This is a genomic window from Candidatus Tokpelaia sp., assembly GCF_008636115.1.
Taxonomy (GTDB): Bacteria; Pseudomonadota; Alphaproteobacteria; order Rhizobiales; family Rhizobiaceae; genus QLZD01.
On the sequence record NZ_QLZD01000016.1, the window covers coordinates 82,746 to 102,294 of the forward strand.

16 protein-coding genes, 3 tRNA genes and 1 pseudogene are annotated in these 19,549 nt (G+C 50.4%); 14 read left to right on the top strand and 6 right to left on the bottom strand.

The genetic code is table 11. From position 1 onward, the window contains the following. Nucleotides 1–95 precede the first annotated feature (95 nt). Nucleotides 96–1,385 carry a hypothetical protein gene (locus tag DPQ22_RS01910; protein ID WP_150212895.1) on the bottom strand — a complete coding sequence of 430 codons (1,290 nt, stop codon included), beginning with the start codon at nt 1,383–1,385 and terminating at the stop codon, nt 96–98. Between the two features lie 509 nt (nt 1,386–1,894). On the opposite strand from DPQ22_RS01910, the gene DPQ22_RS01915 reads away from it, so the two are divergent. Next, a complete protein-coding gene (locus tag DPQ22_RS01915; RefSeq protein ID WP_150212896.1) occupies nt 1,895–2,116 on the top strand; it encodes a hypothetical protein in 222 nt (73 codons plus the stop codon). 114 nt (nt 2,117–2,230) lie between these two features. On the opposite strand, the gene DPQ22_RS01920 is transcribed toward DPQ22_RS01915, so the two are convergent. Then, nucleotides 2,231–2,316, bottom strand: a tRNA-Leu gene (locus DPQ22_RS01920). 375 nt (nt 2,317–2,691) lie between these two features. On the opposite strand from DPQ22_RS01920, the gene DPQ22_RS01925 reads away from it, so the two are divergent. From DPQ22_RS01925 to DPQ22_RS01935, 3 genes are all read left to right on the top strand, one after another. Beyond that, nucleotides 2,692–3,222: a hypothetical protein gene (locus tag DPQ22_RS01925; RefSeq protein WP_150212897.1), complete on the top strand. Its 531-nt coding sequence runs from the start codon at nt 2,692–2,694 to the stop codon at nt 3,220–3,222. Nucleotides 3,223–3,609: 387 nt separating this feature from the next. Further along, a complete protein-coding gene (locus DPQ22_RS01930; protein ID WP_150212898.1) occupies nt 3,610–5,226 on the top strand; it encodes a DEAD/DEAH box helicase in 1,617 nt (538 codons plus the stop codon). 95 nt (nt 5,227–5,321) lie between these two features. Further along, on the top strand, nt 5,322–5,879 hold the full coding sequence (locus DPQ22_RS01935; RefSeq protein ID WP_150212899.1) for a GNAT family N-acetyltransferase: 558 nt from the start codon (nt 5,322–5,324) through the stop codon (nt 5,877–5,879). Nucleotides 5,880–6,039: 160 nt separating this feature from the next. On the opposite strand, the gene DPQ22_RS01940 is transcribed toward DPQ22_RS01935, so the two are convergent. Next, a tRNA-Asn gene (locus tag DPQ22_RS01940) sits at nt 6,040–6,114 on the bottom strand. A gap of 292 nt (nt 6,115–6,406) precedes the next feature. On the opposite strand from DPQ22_RS01940, the gene DPQ22_RS01945 reads away from it, so the two are divergent. The 6 genes from DPQ22_RS01945 to DPQ22_RS01965 all read left to right on the top strand — a co-directional run bounded on the left by DPQ22_RS01945 (nt 6,407) and on the right by DPQ22_RS01965 (nt 13,487). Then, nucleotides 6,407–6,480: transfer RNA gene (locus DPQ22_RS01945), tRNA-Cys, on the top strand. A gap of 312 nt (nt 6,481–6,792) precedes the next feature. Next, the gene (locus DPQ22_RS01950) at nt 6,793–7,467 is read left to right on the top strand and encodes a protein-L-isoaspartate O-methyltransferase family protein (RefSeq protein WP_150212900.1); all 675 of its coding nucleotides are present in this window, start codon (nt 6,793–6,795) and stop codon (nt 7,465–7,467) included. A 161-nt stretch (nt 7,468–7,628) separates the two neighbouring features. Next, nucleotides 7,629–8,987, top strand: coding sequence for a TolC family outer membrane protein (locus tag DPQ22_RS01955; RefSeq protein WP_150212914.1), 1,359 nt, complete (start codon nt 7,629–7,631; stop codon nt 8,985–8,987). Nucleotides 8,988–9,303: 316 nt separating this feature from the next. Continuing rightward, complete coding sequence (locus DPQ22_RS01960) at nt 9,304–10,311, top strand: DUF2497 domain-containing protein (protein ID WP_150212901.1); 1,008 nt, start codon at nt 9,304–9,306, stop codon at nt 10,309–10,311. Nucleotides 10,312–10,319: 8 nt separating this feature from the next. Further along, entirely contained in the window at nt 10,320–10,448 is a 129-nt protein-coding gene (locus DPQ22_RS09245; RefSeq protein WP_256371530.1) for a hypothetical protein, read from the top strand. A gap of 306 nt (nt 10,449–10,754) precedes the next feature. After that, entirely contained in the window at nt 10,755–13,487 is a 2,733-nt protein-coding gene (locus DPQ22_RS01965; protein ID WP_150212902.1) for a valine--tRNA ligase, read from the top strand. 692 nt (nt 13,488–14,179) lie between these two features. Here the strand turns inward: DPQ22_RS01965 and DPQ22_RS01970 are convergent. From DPQ22_RS01970 to DPQ22_RS09250, 3 genes are all read right to left on the bottom strand, one after another. Further along, the gene (locus DPQ22_RS01970) at nt 14,180–14,929 is read right to left on the bottom strand and encodes an amino acid ABC transporter ATP-binding protein (RefSeq protein WP_305764090.1); all 750 of its coding nucleotides are present in this window, start codon (nt 14,927–14,929) and stop codon (nt 14,180–14,182) included. A 190-nt stretch (nt 14,930–15,119) separates the two neighbouring features. Next, complete coding sequence (gene xth, locus DPQ22_RS01975) at nt 15,120–15,950, bottom strand: exodeoxyribonuclease III (RefSeq protein ID WP_150212903.1); 831 nt, start codon at nt 15,948–15,950, stop codon at nt 15,120–15,122. Further along, the gene (locus DPQ22_RS09250; protein WP_256371531.1) at nt 15,925–16,053 is read right to left on the bottom strand and encodes a hypothetical protein; all 129 of its coding nucleotides are present in this window, start codon (nt 16,051–16,053) and stop codon (nt 15,925–15,927) included. The genes xth and DPQ22_RS09250 overlap by 26 nt, the downstream gene beginning before the upstream one ends. A gap of 390 nt (nt 16,054–16,443) precedes the next feature. Between DPQ22_RS09250 and rpsL the strand changes: the two genes are divergently transcribed. From rpsL to DPQ22_RS08745, 4 genes and pseudogenes are all read left to right on the top strand, one after another. Beyond that, nucleotides 16,444–16,815 (top strand): 30S ribosomal protein S12, encoded by a 372-nt coding sequence (gene rpsL, locus DPQ22_RS01980; protein WP_150212904.1) that lies wholly within the window; start codon nt 16,444–16,446, stop codon nt 16,813–16,815. A gap of 15 nt (nt 16,816–16,830) precedes the next feature. Next, nucleotides 16,831–17,301: a 30S ribosomal protein S7 gene (gene rpsG / locus DPQ22_RS01985; RefSeq protein WP_150212905.1), complete on the top strand. Its 471-nt coding sequence runs from the start codon at nt 16,831–16,833 to the stop codon at nt 17,299–17,301. Between the two features lie 26 nt (nt 17,302–17,327). Next, nucleotides 17,328–19,412: an elongation factor G gene (gene fusA / locus DPQ22_RS01990; RefSeq protein WP_150212906.1), complete on the top strand. Its 2,085-nt coding sequence runs from the start codon at nt 17,328–17,330 to the stop codon at nt 19,410–19,412. A gap of 61 nt (nt 19,413–19,473) precedes the next feature. Further along, nucleotides 19,474–19,549, top strand: a pseudogene (locus tag DPQ22_RS08745) (GTP-binding protein); the annotation flags it as partial.

Below are 19,549 nucleotides of genomic sequence, written 5' to 3' on the forward strand. Positions count from 1 at the left end.
GCGGCAGGCGGCCAAAAGATCTGGCGATTTTTGCGCCGGTTGCATGGCGGCAAAGGGCGCAGAAAAGGGCAATTCCGGCGGGGCGGGCCGGATTCTCAGGCGGCCTTGCGCGGGGGCTGCTGTTTTGCCCCGTTTTTGCGCCACAGAGCGGCAGAGTGTTTGAGAGGCCTGCCGGCGCGGTTTTCCCTGACTATTGCTGTAAGTGAGGCGGCAAGACCGCCGCCAATAGCTGTATTATAAGCCGCCTGGCGGTTGCCATAGGCCAGGCCCAGCAAAAATTCTGCCGCCAGAGCCGGGGCATTATCATCATGCAAAGCAGCGAGAACAGCGCCGTGTTTCATGGCTTTTTGCACGGTTTTTTGCCAGTTGCGCGGCCAGTTGCGGCAAATAGTGGCTGCATGCAGCCTGGCCAGCCGCCCGGCTTTTTCATATTGTTCGCCAAAGGGGCGCTGCTGCGGCATGCAGATAAAAGGTTTGCCGGCTGCGGCAATGGCAGAAATCAGGCAGTCACTGGCCGCTCCGGCCACAAGATCGGCTTTGTTGATAAAATCTTCCATATGCTCTACCCAGCCGTGAAAATGCAGATTATCCGGGCACGCCGTCTCTATGGTTCTGGGGCAGGCCTGGCCGATAATGTGAAGCTGCCAGTCAGGCAGAGCCTGCGCTGCTTTGAGGAATTGATGGGCTTTGGCGCTCATATGGCGTTTGCCCAGGCATTCATGCCCGGTGACAATCAATAATGTGCGCCTTTGGGGCGCGGCAGGCAAGGCCGGTTTTTGCGCAGCGGCGGCTTTCTCTGCCGATATTTTTGTATTTGCGGCGGTGTGAAGAAAATTATCCTTTTGAGTCAGGCCGGGAAAATAGCGGGAATGCGCGCGCAGCCATTGCGGCGTGGCCTCTGATTCCAGCAAAGGGTGGAACGGGCATAAAACTGCCTCAGCCCCGGCAAAAGCGCGTAAATGCGCCGGGTCATAATGCTTGCCTGAAAGGCGCATATAGACAGTCGGCACGCCTTTTAGCTGCGCCAGGCTTGCCACTTCCACGCAGGAATCAATCAATAACAGCGCCGGGTCGGCAATATCAATCCACTCGGCAATGCGTTGCAGGCGGTGCTGCCGGCCTAAACGGTTTTGGGCAGAAAAATCAGGCTCCGCCGCAGAGGCAGAGGTAGAGGCATTTGTGTGAAAATATAATTCATCAGGCAGATCAACAATAGGCAACGCCTCAGATTTGCCTTTCAGCCCGGTGCCGAGCAGTGTGAAATAGCCGGGAGCCTGTCTGGCAATGGCAATAGCGCGCTGGCGATGACCTTCCCCATGATGGTCTACATAAATACCGATTGGCCGGCAACCGCTATTTTGGTATGTTTTCCCGTGATATATCATGTTTAATACCCGAAAAATGCGCTGCAGTTTAACTTTATAGACTGAAAAAAGGTTCCATAATCGGTTTATTTTTACGAAATATCTATGTGTTTAGTCAATAAATACTAAGAAAAGGAAAAATTATTCTTAAAAATACTGTTTAATGCAATTTTCCGGATAATTTTATTGCCATGGTCGAAATACAGGCGCGCGTGTCGGCGCGTTTGATTTTTATCTTTTCTGCCTTTTTTTATCCATAAAGTTTTTGGATAGAGTGGACAGCGACAATATGTCCCACACAGACTATGCGCTGAAGAAAGCAGTTTTCACAGGAAAAAAGGGATTTTTGAGCCTTTATTAACCTTTTGCGTTTTGAGTCGCAATGTTCGCGGCGCGGGTTTTGTCTAAAGTCGCTCTGTATTGCGTATCCCGGGTTAAATTGGGGAGGCGGGCTGTTTTGCCGGCTGGCCGGCGGCGCTTGCCTCATGTTCAATAATGAATGTAAGCAAGTTGAATTTGAGGAGTTTTTAATGCGTGATGGTGATGTGGATTATGTTTTGCGTAATTGCGGAGTGCGTATCCCGCTTGTGGAAGATATTATGCTGTCTTCCACTTTGGCAGAAGGAGAAATCAGCCAGGGAGATTTGCAGCTTATTGACAGTTTTGCCGGCTTGCATAAAGCTAAACGGCAAATTGTGCTGGATATGGTCAGGCGCGGGCTGCATGAAAAACTGCCCGCAAGGCCTGAGTAAATTTTGTGATGAAAGTAAGGCGTTTTAAAGCCAAAAATTTTGAGCGGCAGCGGCGTTAGAGGGGGGGGAGGCCGGCAGCCGCAGCCTGGCGGTAAAAGGGGAATTCGGCCTTTGTGGTGCGGACGGCGGGACTTGAACCCGCAAGGTCTATGACCGAAGGATTTTAAGTCCTTTGCGTCTACCGGTTTCGCCACGTCCGCTTGCGGCTTTTGGCCTGTCTCAGCCTGCAATGCACATATCGGCCGGGTGCCGGGCAGGGGCGCCAATATCTGCTTTACAATTTTCGGTTCGATTCGGTTTGCAGCAATCGCCACGGATAAAGCCTGAGCCGGGAGCCGAATCTATTGCCTATGCTGTTTTCGCATGCCTTTGCCTGAATTATTTCCCCTCTATCATAAATCCGGCATGGCTGTGAAGCGTTTTTTGCCGGAAATCTGTATATAAAGCGAAAAATGCCGCAATATTTACTATGTTCCGGGGCAAAATTCTTAATTCTGGCGCCTGGCTGCGGCCTTGCGGTTACAGGCAGCTAAAGAAAATGTGTCCAACCAGGCAAAAATGAGAAAAAGGCAAATATGTTGAGAAAAATAAGGCTGTTTATTGCCATTATGGCAGTGTTTGCTTTGAGCGACCGGGTTCAGGCCGATATGGTTTCAGACCTGCAGAAAAAAGAGCTGGTGCTTTTGGTCAATACTGTTAATAATGCAGCCGAACGCAAAGATGCCGCCCTGATTGCCGCTCAGATGCCTGAGCGCCTTTACCGGGAAATGGCAGCGCGCATACATGTGAGCGAACAGGCGCTGCGTGCCGGTTTGCAGCAGTCTATTGCCGGGCAGTTTGCCCATTTGGCGGCGCATGGCTATCGGCTTGACAGCGGCAATATTGCTTATGCTGCCGCCCGGGGCGGCATAATTTACGCTTTGGTGCCCACACGCGTTGAAACCGATAAAGCAGTGACGGAGTTTATGACGCTGGCTATTTATGACAATACCAAATGGCACTTGATTTACGGCGGACAGAAGACAGTGCAAAACCCTGTTTTTATCGAAATTTATCCTTATGCCGCCGATATTGCCATGCCCGCTGCCAAAATTATGACCAAATGACAAGCTAAACGCTGTTTTAGCGGGTCTATAGGCTTGCCAAATAAATGCACTCAGTATAGAAGTGCCGGGAAGGACTGAGGATTGCAAGCGGCGGCGAAATATTTATATGTGCTGCCGGCGGCTTTGTTTTCGGCCGTGTCAATGTCGCATTGATTATACGCAAAAGGGGCGAAACAGGCTCCGTTTGAAAATGCCTTCCTCCTGATAACAGCTTGACAGCGCTATCTCGCAGCAGATTTGAGCCGGATCTTCAGGGCGTATTTTGAATATATGTTAACAGCAAAAGCGGCAGCGCATCACAGCCCGGTAGCGCTGTCGCAAACGGATATAATCGGCCAAAGCGTAATTGGGCATAAGCGGGCAATAGCCGGAACGGATAGATAAGAAATGACGGAAAATTTGCAAAACGGCTTTGCCGCCATGAATCTGCCGCCGGTTTTGGTGAAAAATCTGGCGCAAATGGGGATTTCGGCGCCCAAGCCTATTCAGGCCAAAACTATTATGCCGTTTTTGCAGGGGCGCGATATTCTAGCTATTGCCCAGACCGGCTCCGGCAAAACTTTTGCTTTTTCCTTACCCATTCTGGCAAAAATTATCAGCCTTGGCACTAAGCGGCAGCCGAAAACTGCGGCGGCGCTTATTTTGGCGCCGACACGTGAGCTGGCCGTGCAGATAGAAGAGGCTGTCCGCCTGGCAAGCAAAAATATGCATTTGCGCGCCGGGCTGGTTTTAGGCGGTGTTTCCCGCTTGCGGCAGATAAAGCAAATGGCCGCCGGTGTTGATGTGCTGATTGCGACCCCCGGGCGGCTGATGGATCATGTGCGTGAGGGCAATATTGATTTGTCGCATACGCGTTTTTTCGTGCTTGATGAAGCGGATCGTATGCTGGATATGGGGTTTATCCGCGATGTGCGCGCTATTGCGGCGCGGCTGGCCAAACGGCGGCAAACGGCTTTGTTTTCGGCCACTATGCCGAAAGAGGTAAGCGGCCTGGCCGACAGCCTGCTTGTTTCTCCGCTCAAGGTAGAAACTGCGCCGCAAGGCACAATAGTGGCAGAAATCCGCGAAACAGTTTATGCTGTGGCACAAAAAGATAAAAAAGAAGTTTTGACGCGTCTGCTGGCGCAAGAGGCTTTTCGCTCGATTATTGTTTTTACCCGCACCAAACACGGGGCTGATACTGTAGGGCGCGTTTTGGCCAAAGCAGGCTGTCCGGTTGAAGTTATTCATGGTAATAAAAGCCAGAATGCCCGCCAGCGCGCTCTGGATTCTTTCCGCCGGGGGGAGACGCGCGTTTTGGTTGCCACGGATATTGCCGCGCGCGGCCTTGATGTTCCCGGTATTACGCATGTGGTAAATTATGAATTTCCGGTTGAGGCGGAGACTTATGTGCATCGCATTGGCCGCACCGGGCGTAATGGTGCGGCAGGCGAGGCTGTCACTCTATATGATGCGGCGCTGGAAGCCTCGCGCTTGCGCGCTGTTGAGAAAGTAACAGCCAAAAAATTGCCGCTTGACCCTTTGCCGGTTCTGGCGGCAGCAGTTTTCCCCAATTCTGAAAAGCCGGTTACTGCCGGGGCTACAGTTGAGATGGGCAGGAAGGCGGCTGATAAAACAGGCGTTGCGGGGAAGAAAAAGCGTTTCAGAACCGAATTTGGCCGGGCAAAGGCGGCAAAGGCGGTTGCTGCTGAAGCGGCAATGACCGACAGGCAAGGCGCGGACAGGCGGCGAAGATATTTTGCCTCCGGGCGGGAGAAACCCGGCCGCCGGGAAGGCAATGTGACGGCAAGGCCGGGCTGGAGACCGGGAGCCGGGAAAATGTTTGTTGAGCCGGGAAGAATAGAGCCTGGCCGGGAAGAGGCGGCAAGTCCCGAACAAAAAGCCGGTAAACAGCGTAAATCGGCGCCGGGTTCCCGCGTTTTGTCCCGGCATAAAAGGCGGGCTGAAGCTATGGCCTCGGCCGGCGCTGAACAAAAGGCGCGCCGGTGGAGCCGGCGCAAATAGCAGCCCGGCGGCTGAAACAGGAAAAATATAACGGCTTTCGCGGCCCGCGACTGTCTATTATGATTGCGCAGCCCGGCCGCTGAAATGGGGAAAATATGACGGAGCAGAAAAAACAGGCAAGGTTTTTGCCGGCGCGGGTTACATTTTTGGAAATGCGCGCCCGCCCGCTGCGCCGTTTGCCGGCGCTTGCTGCCGTTCATGGCGGCCGTTCTTTGGCGCTTATGCGGGCAGAAGGCTGTCCTGTTCATTTTTATCGTTATTTATATGAGCAAATAGGGCGGCCGCATCACTGGCATATGCGGCGGCACCAAAGTGACGCAGCGCTTGCCGCAATTTTGCAGGCAGAAAATACAATTTTGCAGATTTTATATTGCGGCGGCTGCCCCGCCGGTTTTGCCGAAACAATACTGCACAAAAAAGGTGAGAGCAGTGAGGCCGAGCTTTTATATTTCGGCTTGCTGCGCGATTATCAGGGCCTGGGGCTTTCCCGTTTGTTTCTGGACGAAATTGTGCAGGCAGCCTGGGCAGTTGAAATAGATAAAATGCGTGTTCAGACCAATTCTCTGGACAGCCCCCGTGCCTTGCAGCTTTACCAGCAGGTTGGTTTTGCGCCGATTGCGGTGAAAAATGTGGAAATTGAAGCCTGGGATTAACCGGCACCGGAACAAACCCGGTGAAGTGAGCAAAAAAACCGGTTTCCCAAAGCGGAAATATAAAGCCGCTATAGAGTCAAAGCCGGACTTTCGATTTCCCGGTGATTACCGATATTCATGTAATACAGAATTTCACGCAGACAAAAATACAAAGATAAGATGGCTCCCCGGGCCGGATTCGAACCAGCGACCAACCGGTTAACAGCCGGTTGCTCTACCGCTGAGCTACCGGGGAACAGCGCCTATTGACAGCATGTCCTGCCTATAGCAAACAAAGCACGGCTTTGCCAAGGGGGAATTTTCAAATTCACAAAAATAATTGCCGTAAATAGATAATGCCGCTTTTTATCCGCAAGTCAGTGTTCTCATTATCGGGTTGATGGCCTTAATTATCAGGCCAAAGACGCCGGCAGATCTGTTGGGGAGAAAATTGCCGCAAGGCCGGCACTGCAATAAAAATATGCCGGGAGCGGTGAACACGGCTTGACCTTTTGGCCGCTTTCACTTATTGCTTGGCAAAGCTTCCCGGCCTCATGGCGGAATGGTTACGCAGAGGACTGCAAATCCTTGTATCCCGGTTCGATTCCGGGTGAGGCCTCCAATTATTTCTCCGTTTTGCAGCTCATCTTGGTGAGAATTATTATCGGTCTGTGTGCATTCGGTTTGAGTTGTAACTTGGCTATACTTGCAGTAAAACAGGTTTTTCTGTGCCTGGAGGGCAGAATTAGTGATAATTCTGTTAATCTTTTACGCGATATTGGTTTATTTTTTGCAAACAGTATGAGGCTTGTGCTAGACTGATAATGTAAGCGGAGGCCTTTCCGGCAATGGGCTGTCAGGGGGCTGTGCGTTCCGGTTTTATTGGGGTTTTTATAAGCGGGTGCGTATCAGGGGCGTAAATGAGGCGTGGCTGATGAATATGGATTTTGTGCAATTACGGCAAAAAATGGTGGACAGCCAGATAAGAACCGTTAATGTTACCAGACTTTCTGTCCTTTCTGCTTTTCTGAATATGCCGCGTGAGCTTTTTGTGCCGCAAAAATGGCGCGGTGCCGCTTATGCCGATGGCAGTGTTATGGTGGCTGCCGCCAAAGCGGGGGTGCCCGCCCGCTATATGATGCCGCCTGCGGCTTTGGCGCGGCTTATCCAGCTTGCCGATATTGGTAAAGATGATTTTGTGCTCGATATAGGCGCCATGACCGGTTATGGGGCGGCGCTTATGGCAGAGCTTGGCAGTGCGGTTATCGCGCTGGAATGTGATGAAGAGCTGACTGCCTGGACTGAAAATCTTATCACTGCCTATAAATGTGAAAATATAACAGTGGTGAAAGGTAACTTGCCGCAAGGCTGGACAGCGCAGGCGCCTTATGATGTTATTTTGCTGGAAGGGGCGGTGGATTTTGTGCCGGAGCCTTTATTTGCCCAATTACGTGAAGGCGGCCGCCTGATTGCGGTGGAGGGGCGAGGCAATGCGGCTGTCGCCTGGCTTTATGAGCGCGAAGACGGTATTGTTTCGCGCCGGCGAGGATTTAATCTGGCGCTTGAGCCTTTGCCCGGCTTTACCGAAAAGGCGACATTTACTTTTTAGTCATTTGCCGCGGCTATAAGGCGGTAAAATCGGGAGGGGCGCGTAATTCTGCGTTTTTATTGCAGTTTTGCCGGTTTTCTGTATAAAATCCGGTATTTTTGGTCGGCGGAAGGTCTGAAACTCGTATAAGGTTTTGTCGAGTGGCGTGGGTTCTGAATACTATGAAAAAGAAATTATTGGGAGTATTATTATCCGGTGTGACCCTGGTGGCGATTCAATCGGCTCATGCCGAAAATTTGCGCGGCGCCTTGACCAAGGCCTATACCAATAATAGCGCTCTCAATTCAGACCGGGCTTCTGTTCGGATTTATGATGAAGATGTTGCCATTGCCAAATCCGGTTATCGCCCTTATATCAATGGTTTCGGCTCTTATTCGCGCGGTCGCAGCGCCACGACAACGCGTTATACCACGGCGGGTTCTATCGGTATCCAGCTAAGCCAGAAGATTTTTGACGGTTTTGTGACCAAAAATTCGGTAGCGGCAGCCAAAACACAGGCACAGGCGCAGCGCGAATATTTGCGCAATAGCGAGCAAAATCTGCTGTTTTCTACGGTAGAGGCCTATGCCGATGTTTATGCCGCCCGCCGTATTGCTGCTTATCGGGCGGAGAATCTGGCCGCTTTGGAAGAGCAGGTGCGCTCAGATAAGGCCAAGCTTGATGTCGGTGACGGCACTCGCACTGATTTGGCGCAATCTGAAGCGCAACGCTCACAGGCGATTTCGCAGCTTTCTCAGGCTAAGGCTGATGTTAAATCCAAGGAAGCGACTTACCGGCGTATTGTCGGCGAAACAGCGGGGGTGCTGGAGCCGCCTCCTGCTTCCGGCGGCCTGCCGAAAACATTGGATCAGGGGTTTTTTATCGCTGCGGCAGAGCACCCTGCGATTTTATCAGCCAAATATGCGGTTGATGCCGCTTCCTATAATGTCAAGACCAAAGAAGGCGCCTTATTGCCGAGCGTTGATGCGACAGCCAGCACCTCTTATACCGATATTTATAACGGCTATAGCGGGGCGAATTCCGGCCAGGGACGTGCCAATTCTATCGGCCTGACATTAAATGTGCCGGTTTATCAGGGCGGCTCTTTATCGGCGCAGGTGCGTCAGTCCAAAGAGCAGTTGGGCCAGGCGGAAATTCAGGTGGATTCCATTCGGGATCAGGTGCGTGAGCAACTGATTTCCGCCTGGTCGCAACTGGAAGGTTCGCGTTCGGCCACTTATGCCTATCGCGACAGCGTCTCTGCTGCCAGAATTGCGCTTGAAGGCCGCGTTCAGGAAAATATTGTCGGCCAGGCTACGACTTTAGATGTATTGAATTCTCGCTCTGCGCTGATTGATGCGGAAGTTGGGCTGGTTGATGCCGAGCGTGATCTGATTGTTGCCGGTTATGCGGTGAAAGTTGCTCTTGGCAGTATGGGCGCTGCCGCTTTGGGGCTGCCGGTGCATATTTATGACCCCAAGGAACATTATAATGCCGTTCGCAACAAGGTAATCGGTATATATACGCCTGACGGCCGTTAAATTTCAGTCACAGTTTTTCTATCCAATACTCTGTTTTGTTTATGCTTTACCTGGTTTCCGCTGTCACTCGTGCCGGCTGGTGCCTGTTTCTTTTTCCGGTAAATAAAATTTATTTACCTTTTGATAAGTTAAAAAAAGCTGTTCTTGTTAGTTTTTTTTTAATATCCTTACAGGGTATAAGTATTTTGCCGATTCGGGCGTGGATTGGGCAAGTGAGACATTTTGCGCGAGTCTATTTGCGGCAAGGTAACAGGCCGGGTTCCGGTTTTTGCTGGCAGCGTGTGTTTTTTCAGGAATTTGAGGTTAGAGAGATTCTATGGCACAAAATTCAGACGCATTACAAGAACCCAGTATGGACGAGCTGCTGGCATCAATCCGAGAAATAATAGAAGAAAATACCGGAGCCGCTCCACAAGGGGGGCAGGCTCAAGGAGGGGGTAATGCCGCCAGAAATGCCCAGGGTGACAATACTGCGTCGATGCAGGTGCGTAATCATGATGCGACAATGCCGAATTTGAAGCAGGATATTCGTCTGCGCAATAATGGCGATAATGGTAATGCCGTATCTTCCCGGCCAAATGGTTATAATGCTGTCGGCAATTTTGCCCCTGGCCATAATGGCGGGCGGGATAATGGTTTCCCCCATAATGGTTTTGTCGGGCATGCCGAGGGTAATGCTATGCCGATACGCAGTAATAATGCCGGCCGCAATGGCCGGCCTGTGCAGGATTCGATGAATGCTCTGGCTGAGCGGATCGGCCTGCACCGCGCTAATGCCTCTGCGAATAATTCTGCCGCAAAGGCGGAAATTGGCGGCAGGCCGTATCAACCGGATAATAATGCCTCCTCTTTGCCGCCTTTTGTCACAGCGCCGGTGCGTAATGGCTCTGCCGGCAATGGCCGCCCCTTTTCGCCTGCCAATAATGCCTGGCCGCAAAATGGCGGACAGGCCGTGCAGGGCGGCAATATAGCGCGCGCGCGCGTTAATCCCGCTGCCGCAGAAGCAGATTTCCGCAATAATGGTTCTGCCCGGCCGGGGAGGTTCCAGGCGGCGGAGGTTAAAGGAGGGCAGCCTGTAGCCGGCCAGCCGCCAATGGGAGCTGAGCGCTCCGGGGATAACCGTTCTGCCGAGATACATTTTGCTGAGAAGCAGGCGGCTATTACCGATTTTGATAAAAATCTGCCGGCAGATGTGGAGCATTCTACAGAAAATTTGTTGCGCCCGTTTATTGCGCAGTGGCTTGATGAGCATTTCCGCAATTTGTTTGAGAAAATATTACGCGAGGAAGTGCAACGCTTTATCCAGTCTATGCGCCGCGGCTGAGGATTTTTTTGCCGGTAAATATCGTCCGCCCTCATAGTATGGATAATAAGAAGGCCACTATGGCTCAGGGTCTCTGGCTGTGGGGTGTCGATGTCTGCCTTGCCGGTTTTGCTTTTGCCGGCTTTCTGTGTTTATAGCGCCGTATTATATTTCAGTCGGCTGATTTTGCCAAAGCCTGATACCGGGGTTTCGCCTATAGCTCACAGCCTGGCGGTTTTGGCCTTTTATCTATGCCTTTTAATTTTTATATTTACCGCTTATGGGCGAGATAAGGGAAAGCGCGCTTTTTCTTATTTATGGGGTGATTTTGTTGATTGATAGATTGCCTCTTTTTTTCAGAGAAGCTTTTTCCTGCTCTATACTCTATAGGCCTTGCCTTTTGGCAAGGCTTGCATTTATAGATAGATAAATGTCAGCTATTAAAGCATTATCAGGTCTATACAATGCTCGATAAAACATATGATCCGAAAGCAATAGAGCTGCGTGCCGGCGCAGTATGGGAAAAGCAGGGCGCTTTTAAAGCTGGTGCCGGTGCCAGGCCGGGGGCTGCACCTTTTTCTGTGATGATGCCGCCGCCTAATATTACCGGGTCGCTGCATATGGGGCATGCGCTCAATGCGACAATTCAGGATATTCTGGTGCGTTTTGAAAGAATGCGCGGCAAAAATGTGCTGTGGCAGCCGGGCATGGATCATGCGGGTATTGCCACGCAAATGGTGGTGGAGCGCCGATTGGCGGCCGGCAAGGGGCCTTCACGCCGCGATATGGGGCGGGAAAAATTTATCGACCATATTTGGCAATGGCGTGAGGAATCGGGCGGCATAATTGCCGGGCAGTTGCGCCGGCTGGGGGCTTCCTGCGATTGGTCGCGTGAGCGTTTTACTATGGATAAGGGCCTGTCGCAGGCGGTTATGACTGTCTTTGTAACCTTGTATAAGCAGGGGCTTATTTATAAGGATAAACGCCTTGTTAACTGGGATCCGCAGCTTTTAACCGCTATTTCCGACCTGGAAGTGGAGCAAAGGGAAGTTCAGGGCAATTTGTGGCATATGCGTTATGCGCTGGAAGGCAAAGTTTTTAATGCCGAAGATCCCGCAAGCTTTATCACAATCGCCACAACAAGGCCGGAAACCATGCCGGGTGATGTCGCTATTGCCGTTAACCCGGCAGATAAGCGTTACCGGCATCTTGTCGGTTCCCATGCTGTTTTGCCTTTTGTCGGCCGCAAGCTGCCGATTATTGCCGATAATTATGCCGATATGACAACCGGTAGCGGTGCGGTGAAAATAACTCCCGCCCATGATTTTAACGATTTTGAGCTTGGCCGCCGCCATAATTTGCGGCTTATTCGCGTATTGGACGAATCGGCCCATATAAATCTAAGCGGGAATGAAGATTTCTGGCAGGATCTGGAAGTAAATGCCGCCTTGCAGGAATTTGCCGCTGTTTTGGACGGGCAAGAGCGTTTTGCCGCGCGCCGGCAGCTTGTCGCTCTGTTGGAAGAGGCCGGTTATCTGGCGAAAACAGAGCCGCATAAGCATATGGTGCCGCATGGTGATCGCAGTGCGGTGCCTGTTGAACCAATGCTGACCAATCAGTGGTATGTTAATGCGGCGCATTTGGCCCGGCCCGCTATTGCCGCTGTGCGCTGCGGCAAGGTAAAATTTGTGCCGCAAAATTGGGACAAGACCTATTATAACTGGCTGGAAAATATTGAGCCCTGGTGTATTTCCCGCCAATTATGGTGGGGGCACCAAATCCCCGCCTGGTATGCGGAAGATGGCACAATTTTTGTTGAAAAAACAGAGGCGGAAGCTTTGGCGGCGGCCAAGGCGCATTTTGGCAAAACTGTGCCGCTGCGGCGCGATGAAGATGTGCTGGATACCTGGTTTTCTTCCGCTTTATGGCCGTTTGCCACTTTAGGCTGGCCAGAAAAGACGCCGGAACTGGCGCAATATTATCCGACAAGCGTTCTGGTTACCGGTTTTGATATTATCTTTTTCTGGGTAGCGCGCATGATGATGGCCGGGCTGCATTTTATGGATAATGTGCCGCCTTTCCACACTGTTTATGTGCATGCGCTGGTGCGCGATAAATATGGGGCAAAAATGTCCAAATCCAGGGGCAATATTATTGACCCGCTGGAGCTGATTGAAGAATTTGGCGCCGATGCGCTGCGCTTTACCTTGGCCATTCAGGCGGCGCAAGGCCGTGATGTGAAGCTTGACCCGGCGCGTATTGCCGGTTACCGCAATTTTGGCACAAAATTATGGAATGCTACGCGCTTCGGCCAGATGAATTTTATGCAATATGCTGCCGATTTCAGCCCTGAAGCTGTAAAATCAACAGTTAATCGCTGGATTTTGACCGAGCTTGCGCAAACACAGGCTGCAATAAGTGAACATATTGAAAAATTTCGTTTTAATGAAGCGGCGGCAAGTCTTTACCGCTTTGTCTGGCACAGTTTTTGCGATTGGTATCTGGAGCTTTCCAAGCCGGTTTTGCAAGATGAAAATCAGCCGGATTTAGTGGAGACGCGGGCCTGTTTGCAGTATTGCCTGGAGCAGATTTATAAAATGCTGCACCCGTTTATGCCGTTTATCACCGAAGAGCTTTGGGAAAAAACAGCACTTACGGGGCAAAAGCGGCAACAATGCCTGGCTTTGACATCATGGCCGCAAATCGATTTTATTGATAAAAAGGCGGCAGCCGATATTAACTGGCTGATTGATATTGTCAGCCTGGTGCGCTCTGTGCGGGCGGAAATGCGTGTGCCGGCCGCCAAATTGGCGCCTTTGGTAATATTGGGCGCCGATAAGGCCGTGCAGGAGCGCCTGAAGCGCCACGAGGCTGCGCTGAAGAGGCTGGCGCGGGTTGAAAGCCTGGACTTTGCCGATAAAGCGCCCGAGAAAGCGGCACAGGCAGTCTTATCCGGGGTAGTTTATTGCCTGCCACTTGGTTCGCTGATTGATATTGAGGCGGAAAAAGCCAGATTGATGAAAGATCTGGCTAAAATCAGGGATAATATTGATAAAACGCAATATAGGCTTGATAATAAACAGTTTATTGCTCATGCCCGGCCTGAGATAATTGCCGCGGAGCGGGAGCGTCTGGCTGAATATCAGGAAAGCTGCGCCAAGACGGAACAGGCTTTGGCGCGGCTTGGCGGCGCTTGAAAGGCCAGGCGCGCTTAAGGCCGCTTGCGCTGCCGGGTTTGCCCTTCATAGAGGGAAATTGTTCAGCTTTGTCGCTCCCGCCGGCTGTGCGGCTGTGTTTCCGGCCGGCGGTTAAGGGCTGGGTTTATGCCTCGGAGATTTTTTAAAAAGACAGCGGAACAGAAAATGAATTTAAAATTCACACCAAAATATGCTGTGTTTTGTTATTGTTTCTCTCTGCCTGTCTTTCTGCTTGCCAGGAGTGCGGCTCCTATATGCTTTGATGTTGAATGTCAACAAAAGCGTGGAGGCTATCATAAATGATATTCACAATGGAATTTACGATGATGTCCGTAAAGTTGCCATTGTAAAATTTGCCCCTGTCCAGGGAGTCAGAATGATTTCTAATACAATTTGTGTCTTAGGTTCCGGAAAAATTGAGGGGGAGGCTGTAAGGGTTGCTGATGTTTTGGCGGCAGAACTTGCGCTGTTTAGCAAAAATCAGATTGATTCATATGTAACTCAAAGGCGCCTGGGGAGACAGGGTAGGTGTAATGATCTTAATCATTAGCCGCCAAATTTATGATGAAATTAAATCCAGATGCGTTCCGAAAGTAGAAAAATAATACTAATGCAGCCACCCTCCCGAAGGATAAGGTGCTTACCCCGGCAGCGGGCTGCTTTTTGTTCGGCTGCCAGAGGTGTTTCTCTTCTCAATGATTGAGGATTTTAGATAAAAAGTCGCGCGCCCGCGCTGTGCGTCCTTGCATATTGGTAAAAAATTCTTCACTTGGGCAATCTTCCAGAATTTCACCTTTATCCATAAAAACAACCCGCTTGCTTACTTTACGGGCAAAGCCCATTTCGTGGGTTACGCAAACCATGGTCATACCTTCCTCAGCCAGGCTCACCATAACATCAAGCACTTCTCCCACCATTTCAGGGTCAAGAGCCGAAGTCGGTTCGTCAAATAAAATCACTATCGGATCCATCGTCAAAGCGCGAGCAATGGCAACGCGCTGCTGCTGCCCGCCCGAAAGCTGGGCCGGATATTTATCCTTATGCTCCACCAGGCCGACACGGCGCAAATAATGGCATGCTTTTTCTTCCGCCGTTTTTTGCGAACGTTTGAGAACCTTTATTTGCGCAATAGTCAGATTCTCCATTACCGATAAATGCGGAAACAGCTCAAAATGCTGAAAAACCATGCCGACATGGCTGCGCAATTTCGGCAGATTGGTCTTTTTATCGTGAATGGCAATATTATTTACCCAGATTTCGCCTGCCTGTATCGGCTCCAAGGCATTGATAGTCTTGATTAAAGTAGATTTTCCAGAGCCTGACGGGCCGCAAACGACCACAACCTCACCTTTATCAATATTCAGGGAACAATCTTTCAGAACCTGAAAATTGCCATACCATTTATTGACACGTTTCATCGCAATCATATGGTGTTGTGTCATATAATCTCCCATAAGGCGCCCGCGGGCACGAATAATGCCGGGAAAATTTAATAATCCATCTCTTGCAGATAAGCCGCCGGCACGGCCAAAATATAGATTTTGCTTCTCCAAGTCCAGCACCTGGGGCTGATTTCAGTCTTTTTGCTTATTGGCCCGGTTGAACAGAGAGCCCTGTCCTGATGCGGCAGCTTTATTCGGCTATTTCTATCCACACAGGCACATGGTCGGAAGCTTTTTCCCAGCCGCGTATCTCTTTTTGAACAAAAGCACAGCGCAGCCTGTCTGCTGCTTCCGGTGAAAGCAGCATATGATCAATGCGAATGCCGTTATTTTTCGGCCAGGCACCGGCCTGATAATCCCAGAATGTATAGGCTTCTCCGTTTGAAACGGCCCGCAGGGCGTCTGTCAGGCCGAGATTGAGCAATTTACGAAAGCCTTTATGTGTAGCCGGCAAAAACAAGGCGTCCTGCTGCCATTGCTCCGGCCGGGCCGCATCTTGCGGTGCGGGAATCACATTATAATCACCGGCGAGGATAAAATCTTCTTCAAGGGCCAGGCGCTGCCGGGCAAAATGATAAAGCCGCTCTATCCAGGCAAGTTTATAGGCATATTTTTTGCTGATACCGGCCGTATCTGCCGTTATTTCTGCCGCAGAATCGTCCCAAACGGGATTACCATTGGGCAGATAGAGTGAAGCGACCCGAATCGCCCGGCCTTTTAGAGAATAAACGCCTTCAATAAAGCGCGCTTGCGGGTCTTCTGCTGTGTTTCCCCCTTGCGGCAGCCCGCGGCTAATATCATCAGGCCGCATTTTGGATAATAAGGCAACACCGTTAAAGCTTTTCTGCCCATGCGTCTCAATATAATAGCCCAAATCTTCAATACGTTCACGCGGGAAGCTGCTGTCCGTCGTCTTGATTTCCTGCAGGCAGGCAATATCAGGCTGTGTCTGCCGGAGCCATAGTAAGAGATTATCCAGCCTTGCTTTAATACCGTTAATATTCCATGTCGCGATTCGCATAATATTTATCCTGAAATGAGACAGTCTCCCCCTTAATTTGCCGATATAAGCGCAAAACTGCTTCGCTCAAGGCGGCAGCCCGTTTATCAGGCTCCCGCGTCAAAGTGCCTGACAGTGATAAGGCTGTGCGCGCGTTTGGAGCAAAATACAAGGGGAGTATACAAGAAAAAACTGCTGCAATCGTTAAAAAAGGCCTAAAAAGCCCAGGTTTTGAAGATTTTTTCAAGTCTGCCCTTGACGCAAATCCTTTCTCGCGCTAAGAGGGCACTATCAAACTTGCTGTGAGATAGGCTGTGTCCGTTGTGCCTCATAATGGATTATATCTCAAACAGAGTTGGTTTTACAATTTTGGTGGATCATGTCGTTCACATGAAGCTTTAGGGCTTCCTCTGTTTTGGAGCAAATCGCTGTTGCAGGAGGTTTGTCCGTTTTTGTGCATGTATCATTGGCTGGCCCTGTGGGGCGTGGAAGTTTTTGAATAGAGGAAGGTTGAATGCCTACCGTAAATCAGTTAATTCGCAGGCCGCGCGCAGTGCCGGTAAAGCGCAATAATGTTCCTGCTCTTCAGGCGAATCCGCAGAAGCGCGGCGTGTGTACCCGGGTTTATACGACTACGCCCAGAAAGCCGAATTCGGCTTTGCGTAAAGTGGCCAAGATTCGCCTGACCAACGGCTTTGAGGTGATTGGTTATATTCCCGGTGAGGGGCATAATCTGCAGGAGCACTCTGTGGTGATGATTCGCGGCGGTCGTGTCAAGGATTTGCCGGGTGTGCGTTACCATATTATTCGCGGCGTTCTTGATACGCAAGGGGTCAAAAACCGTAAGCAGCGCCGTTCCAAATATGGCGCAAAGCGTCCGAAATAAGTGAGAGGTTGAATTATGTCTCGTCGCCATAGAGCTGAGAAGCGTGAAGTCAATCCGGATCCCAAATTTGGGGATATGATTCTCACAAAATTTATGAATGCCGTTATGTTTGATGGTAAAAAATCTGTTGCTGAGCGTATTGTTTACGGGGCGCTTGATACGGTCGCGGGTAAGGCAAAAACGGATTCTCTCATTTTATTTCATCAGGCGCTGGAAAATGTTTCGCCGCATGTTGAGGTGCGTTCACGCCGTGTCGGCGGAGCTACGTATCAGGTTCCGGTTGATGTTCGCCCTGAGCGTCGCCAGGCTTTGGCTATTCGCTGGCTTATCAATGCTGCGCGTTCACGCAATGAGACGACTATGATTGATCGCCTGTCGGGTGAGTTGATGGACGCGGCCAATAATCGTGGCGCTGCCGTTAAAAAGCGTGAAGATACGCATCGCATGGCCGAGGCAAATCGTGCTTTTTCGCATTATCGCTGGTAATAATGCTGTAAATTAGGGTAGGGCAAATGGCTCGCGAATATAAAATTCAGGATTATCGCAATTTCGGCATTATGGCGCATATTGATGCCGGTAAAACAACAATGACAGAGCGCATTTTGTTTTATACCGGTAAAAACCATAAAATCGGCGAGACGCATGACGGTGCCTCCACCATGGACTGGATGGCACAGGAGCAGGAACGCGGTATTACTATTACTTCCGCTGCGACAACCACTTTCTGGCAGGGGCGTGACGGCAAAAAACGCCGTTTCAATATTATCGACACGCCGGGGCATGTGGATTTTACGATTGAAGTAGAGCGTTCGCTGCGTGTTCTGGATGGTGCTATTGCTCTTCTTGATGCTAATGCCGGCGTTGAGCCGCAGACAGAAACTGTATGGCGTCAGGCTGAAAAATATCGTGTGCCGCGTATGGTTTTTGTCAATAAAATGGACAAAATCGGTGCCGATTTCTACCGCAGCGTGGAAATGGTGGCTACGCGTCTTGGAGCCAAAGCACTGGTTGTCCAGTTGCCGATCGGTGCTGAAAATGATTTTGCCGGTATTATTGATCTCGTTGAGATGAAGGCTTACACATGGGACGGTAATATTGGTTCGCCGGCTGAAATTGGTGAGATTCCTGCTGATATGAAAGATAAAGCAGCGGAATATCGCGAGAAAATGGTGGAAATGGCGGTTGAGACTGATGAAACTGCCATGGAAGCCTATCTGGAAGGCAAGGAATTTACCGCTGGTGAGCTGCGTGCTCTTATCCGCAAGGGGACAATAGCCGTTGCTTTTCACCCGATTATGTGTGGCACGGCTTTCAAAAATAAAGGTGTGCAGCCGCTTCTTGATGCGATTATTGATTTCCTGCCTGCGCCCGTTGATGTTCCAGCTATTGCCGGTATTGATGTTAAATCGGGCGAACATACAACGCGCGAATCGTCAGATGACGCGCCGCTCTCAATGTTAGCCTTCAAGATTATGAATGATCCGTTTGTCGGTTCTTTGACTTTTTGTCGTATTTATTCGGGGAAGCTGGAAAAAGGTGTTTCTCTGCAAAATACGGTTAAGGAAAAGCGTGAGCGTATTGGCCGTATGCTGCAAATGCACTCCAATTCGCGGGAAGATATTGATGAAGCCTATGCCGGCGATATTGTTGCTCTTGCCGGTTTGAAAGAGACAACAACAGGCGATACGCTTTGTGATCCGCTAAAGCCGGTTATTCTTGAGAGAATGGAATTTCCGGAGCCGGTGATTGAGATTGCGATTGAGCCGAAAACCAAGGCCGATCAGGAGAAAATGGGGATTGCCCTTAATCGCCTGGCAGCAGAAGATCCTTCTTTCCGGGTGAAGTCTGATGAAGAATCCGGTCAGACTATTATCGCCGGCATGGGTGAGCTGCATCTGGATATTATTGTTGACCGCATGCGGCGTGAATTCAAGGTTGAGGCGAATATTGGCCAGCCGCAGGTTGCTTATCGTGAAACTATCACAAAGCAGGCTGAAATTGATTATACGCATAAAAAACAATCCGGCGGTTCCGGTCAGTTTGCGCGCGTTAAAATCGTTTTTGAACCGCATGAGGGTGATGATTTTATTTTTGAGTCCAAAATTGTCGGCGGCGCGGTTCCGAAAGAATATATACCGGGCGTTCAGAAGGGCATTGAAAGTGTTATGGGTTCGGGGCCGTTGGCTGGTTTCCCTATGCTTGGTGTAAAAGCAACATTGATTGACGGCGCTTATCACGATGTTGACTCTTCGGCTTTGGCTTTTGAAATTGCTTCGCGCGCTGCTTTTCGCGAAGGAGCGCAAAAAGCGGGTGCGCAATTATTAGAGCCCATAATGAAGGTTGAGGTGGTGACACCTGAAGATTATATGGGCGATGTGATTGGCGATCTTAATTCCCGCCGCGGACAGATTTCCGGTACGGAAGCGCGCGGTGTGGCGGCCGTTGTCAATGCAATGGTGCCTTTGGCCAATATGTTCGGTTATGTTAATACATTGCGCTCCATGAGTCAGGGGCGGGCGCAATATACAATGCAATTTGATCATTATGAGCCTGTGCCTGCCGCTGTCGCTCAGGAGATTCAGAAAAAATACGCATAATCACTGGATTATGCAGTGAGATTTTAACGCTGCCCTTTAGGGATTTATATGGAGAGCTCAAATGTCGAAGAGCAAGTATGAACGGACTAAGCCGCATGTCAACATAGGGACGATTGGTCATGTAGACCATGGGAAGA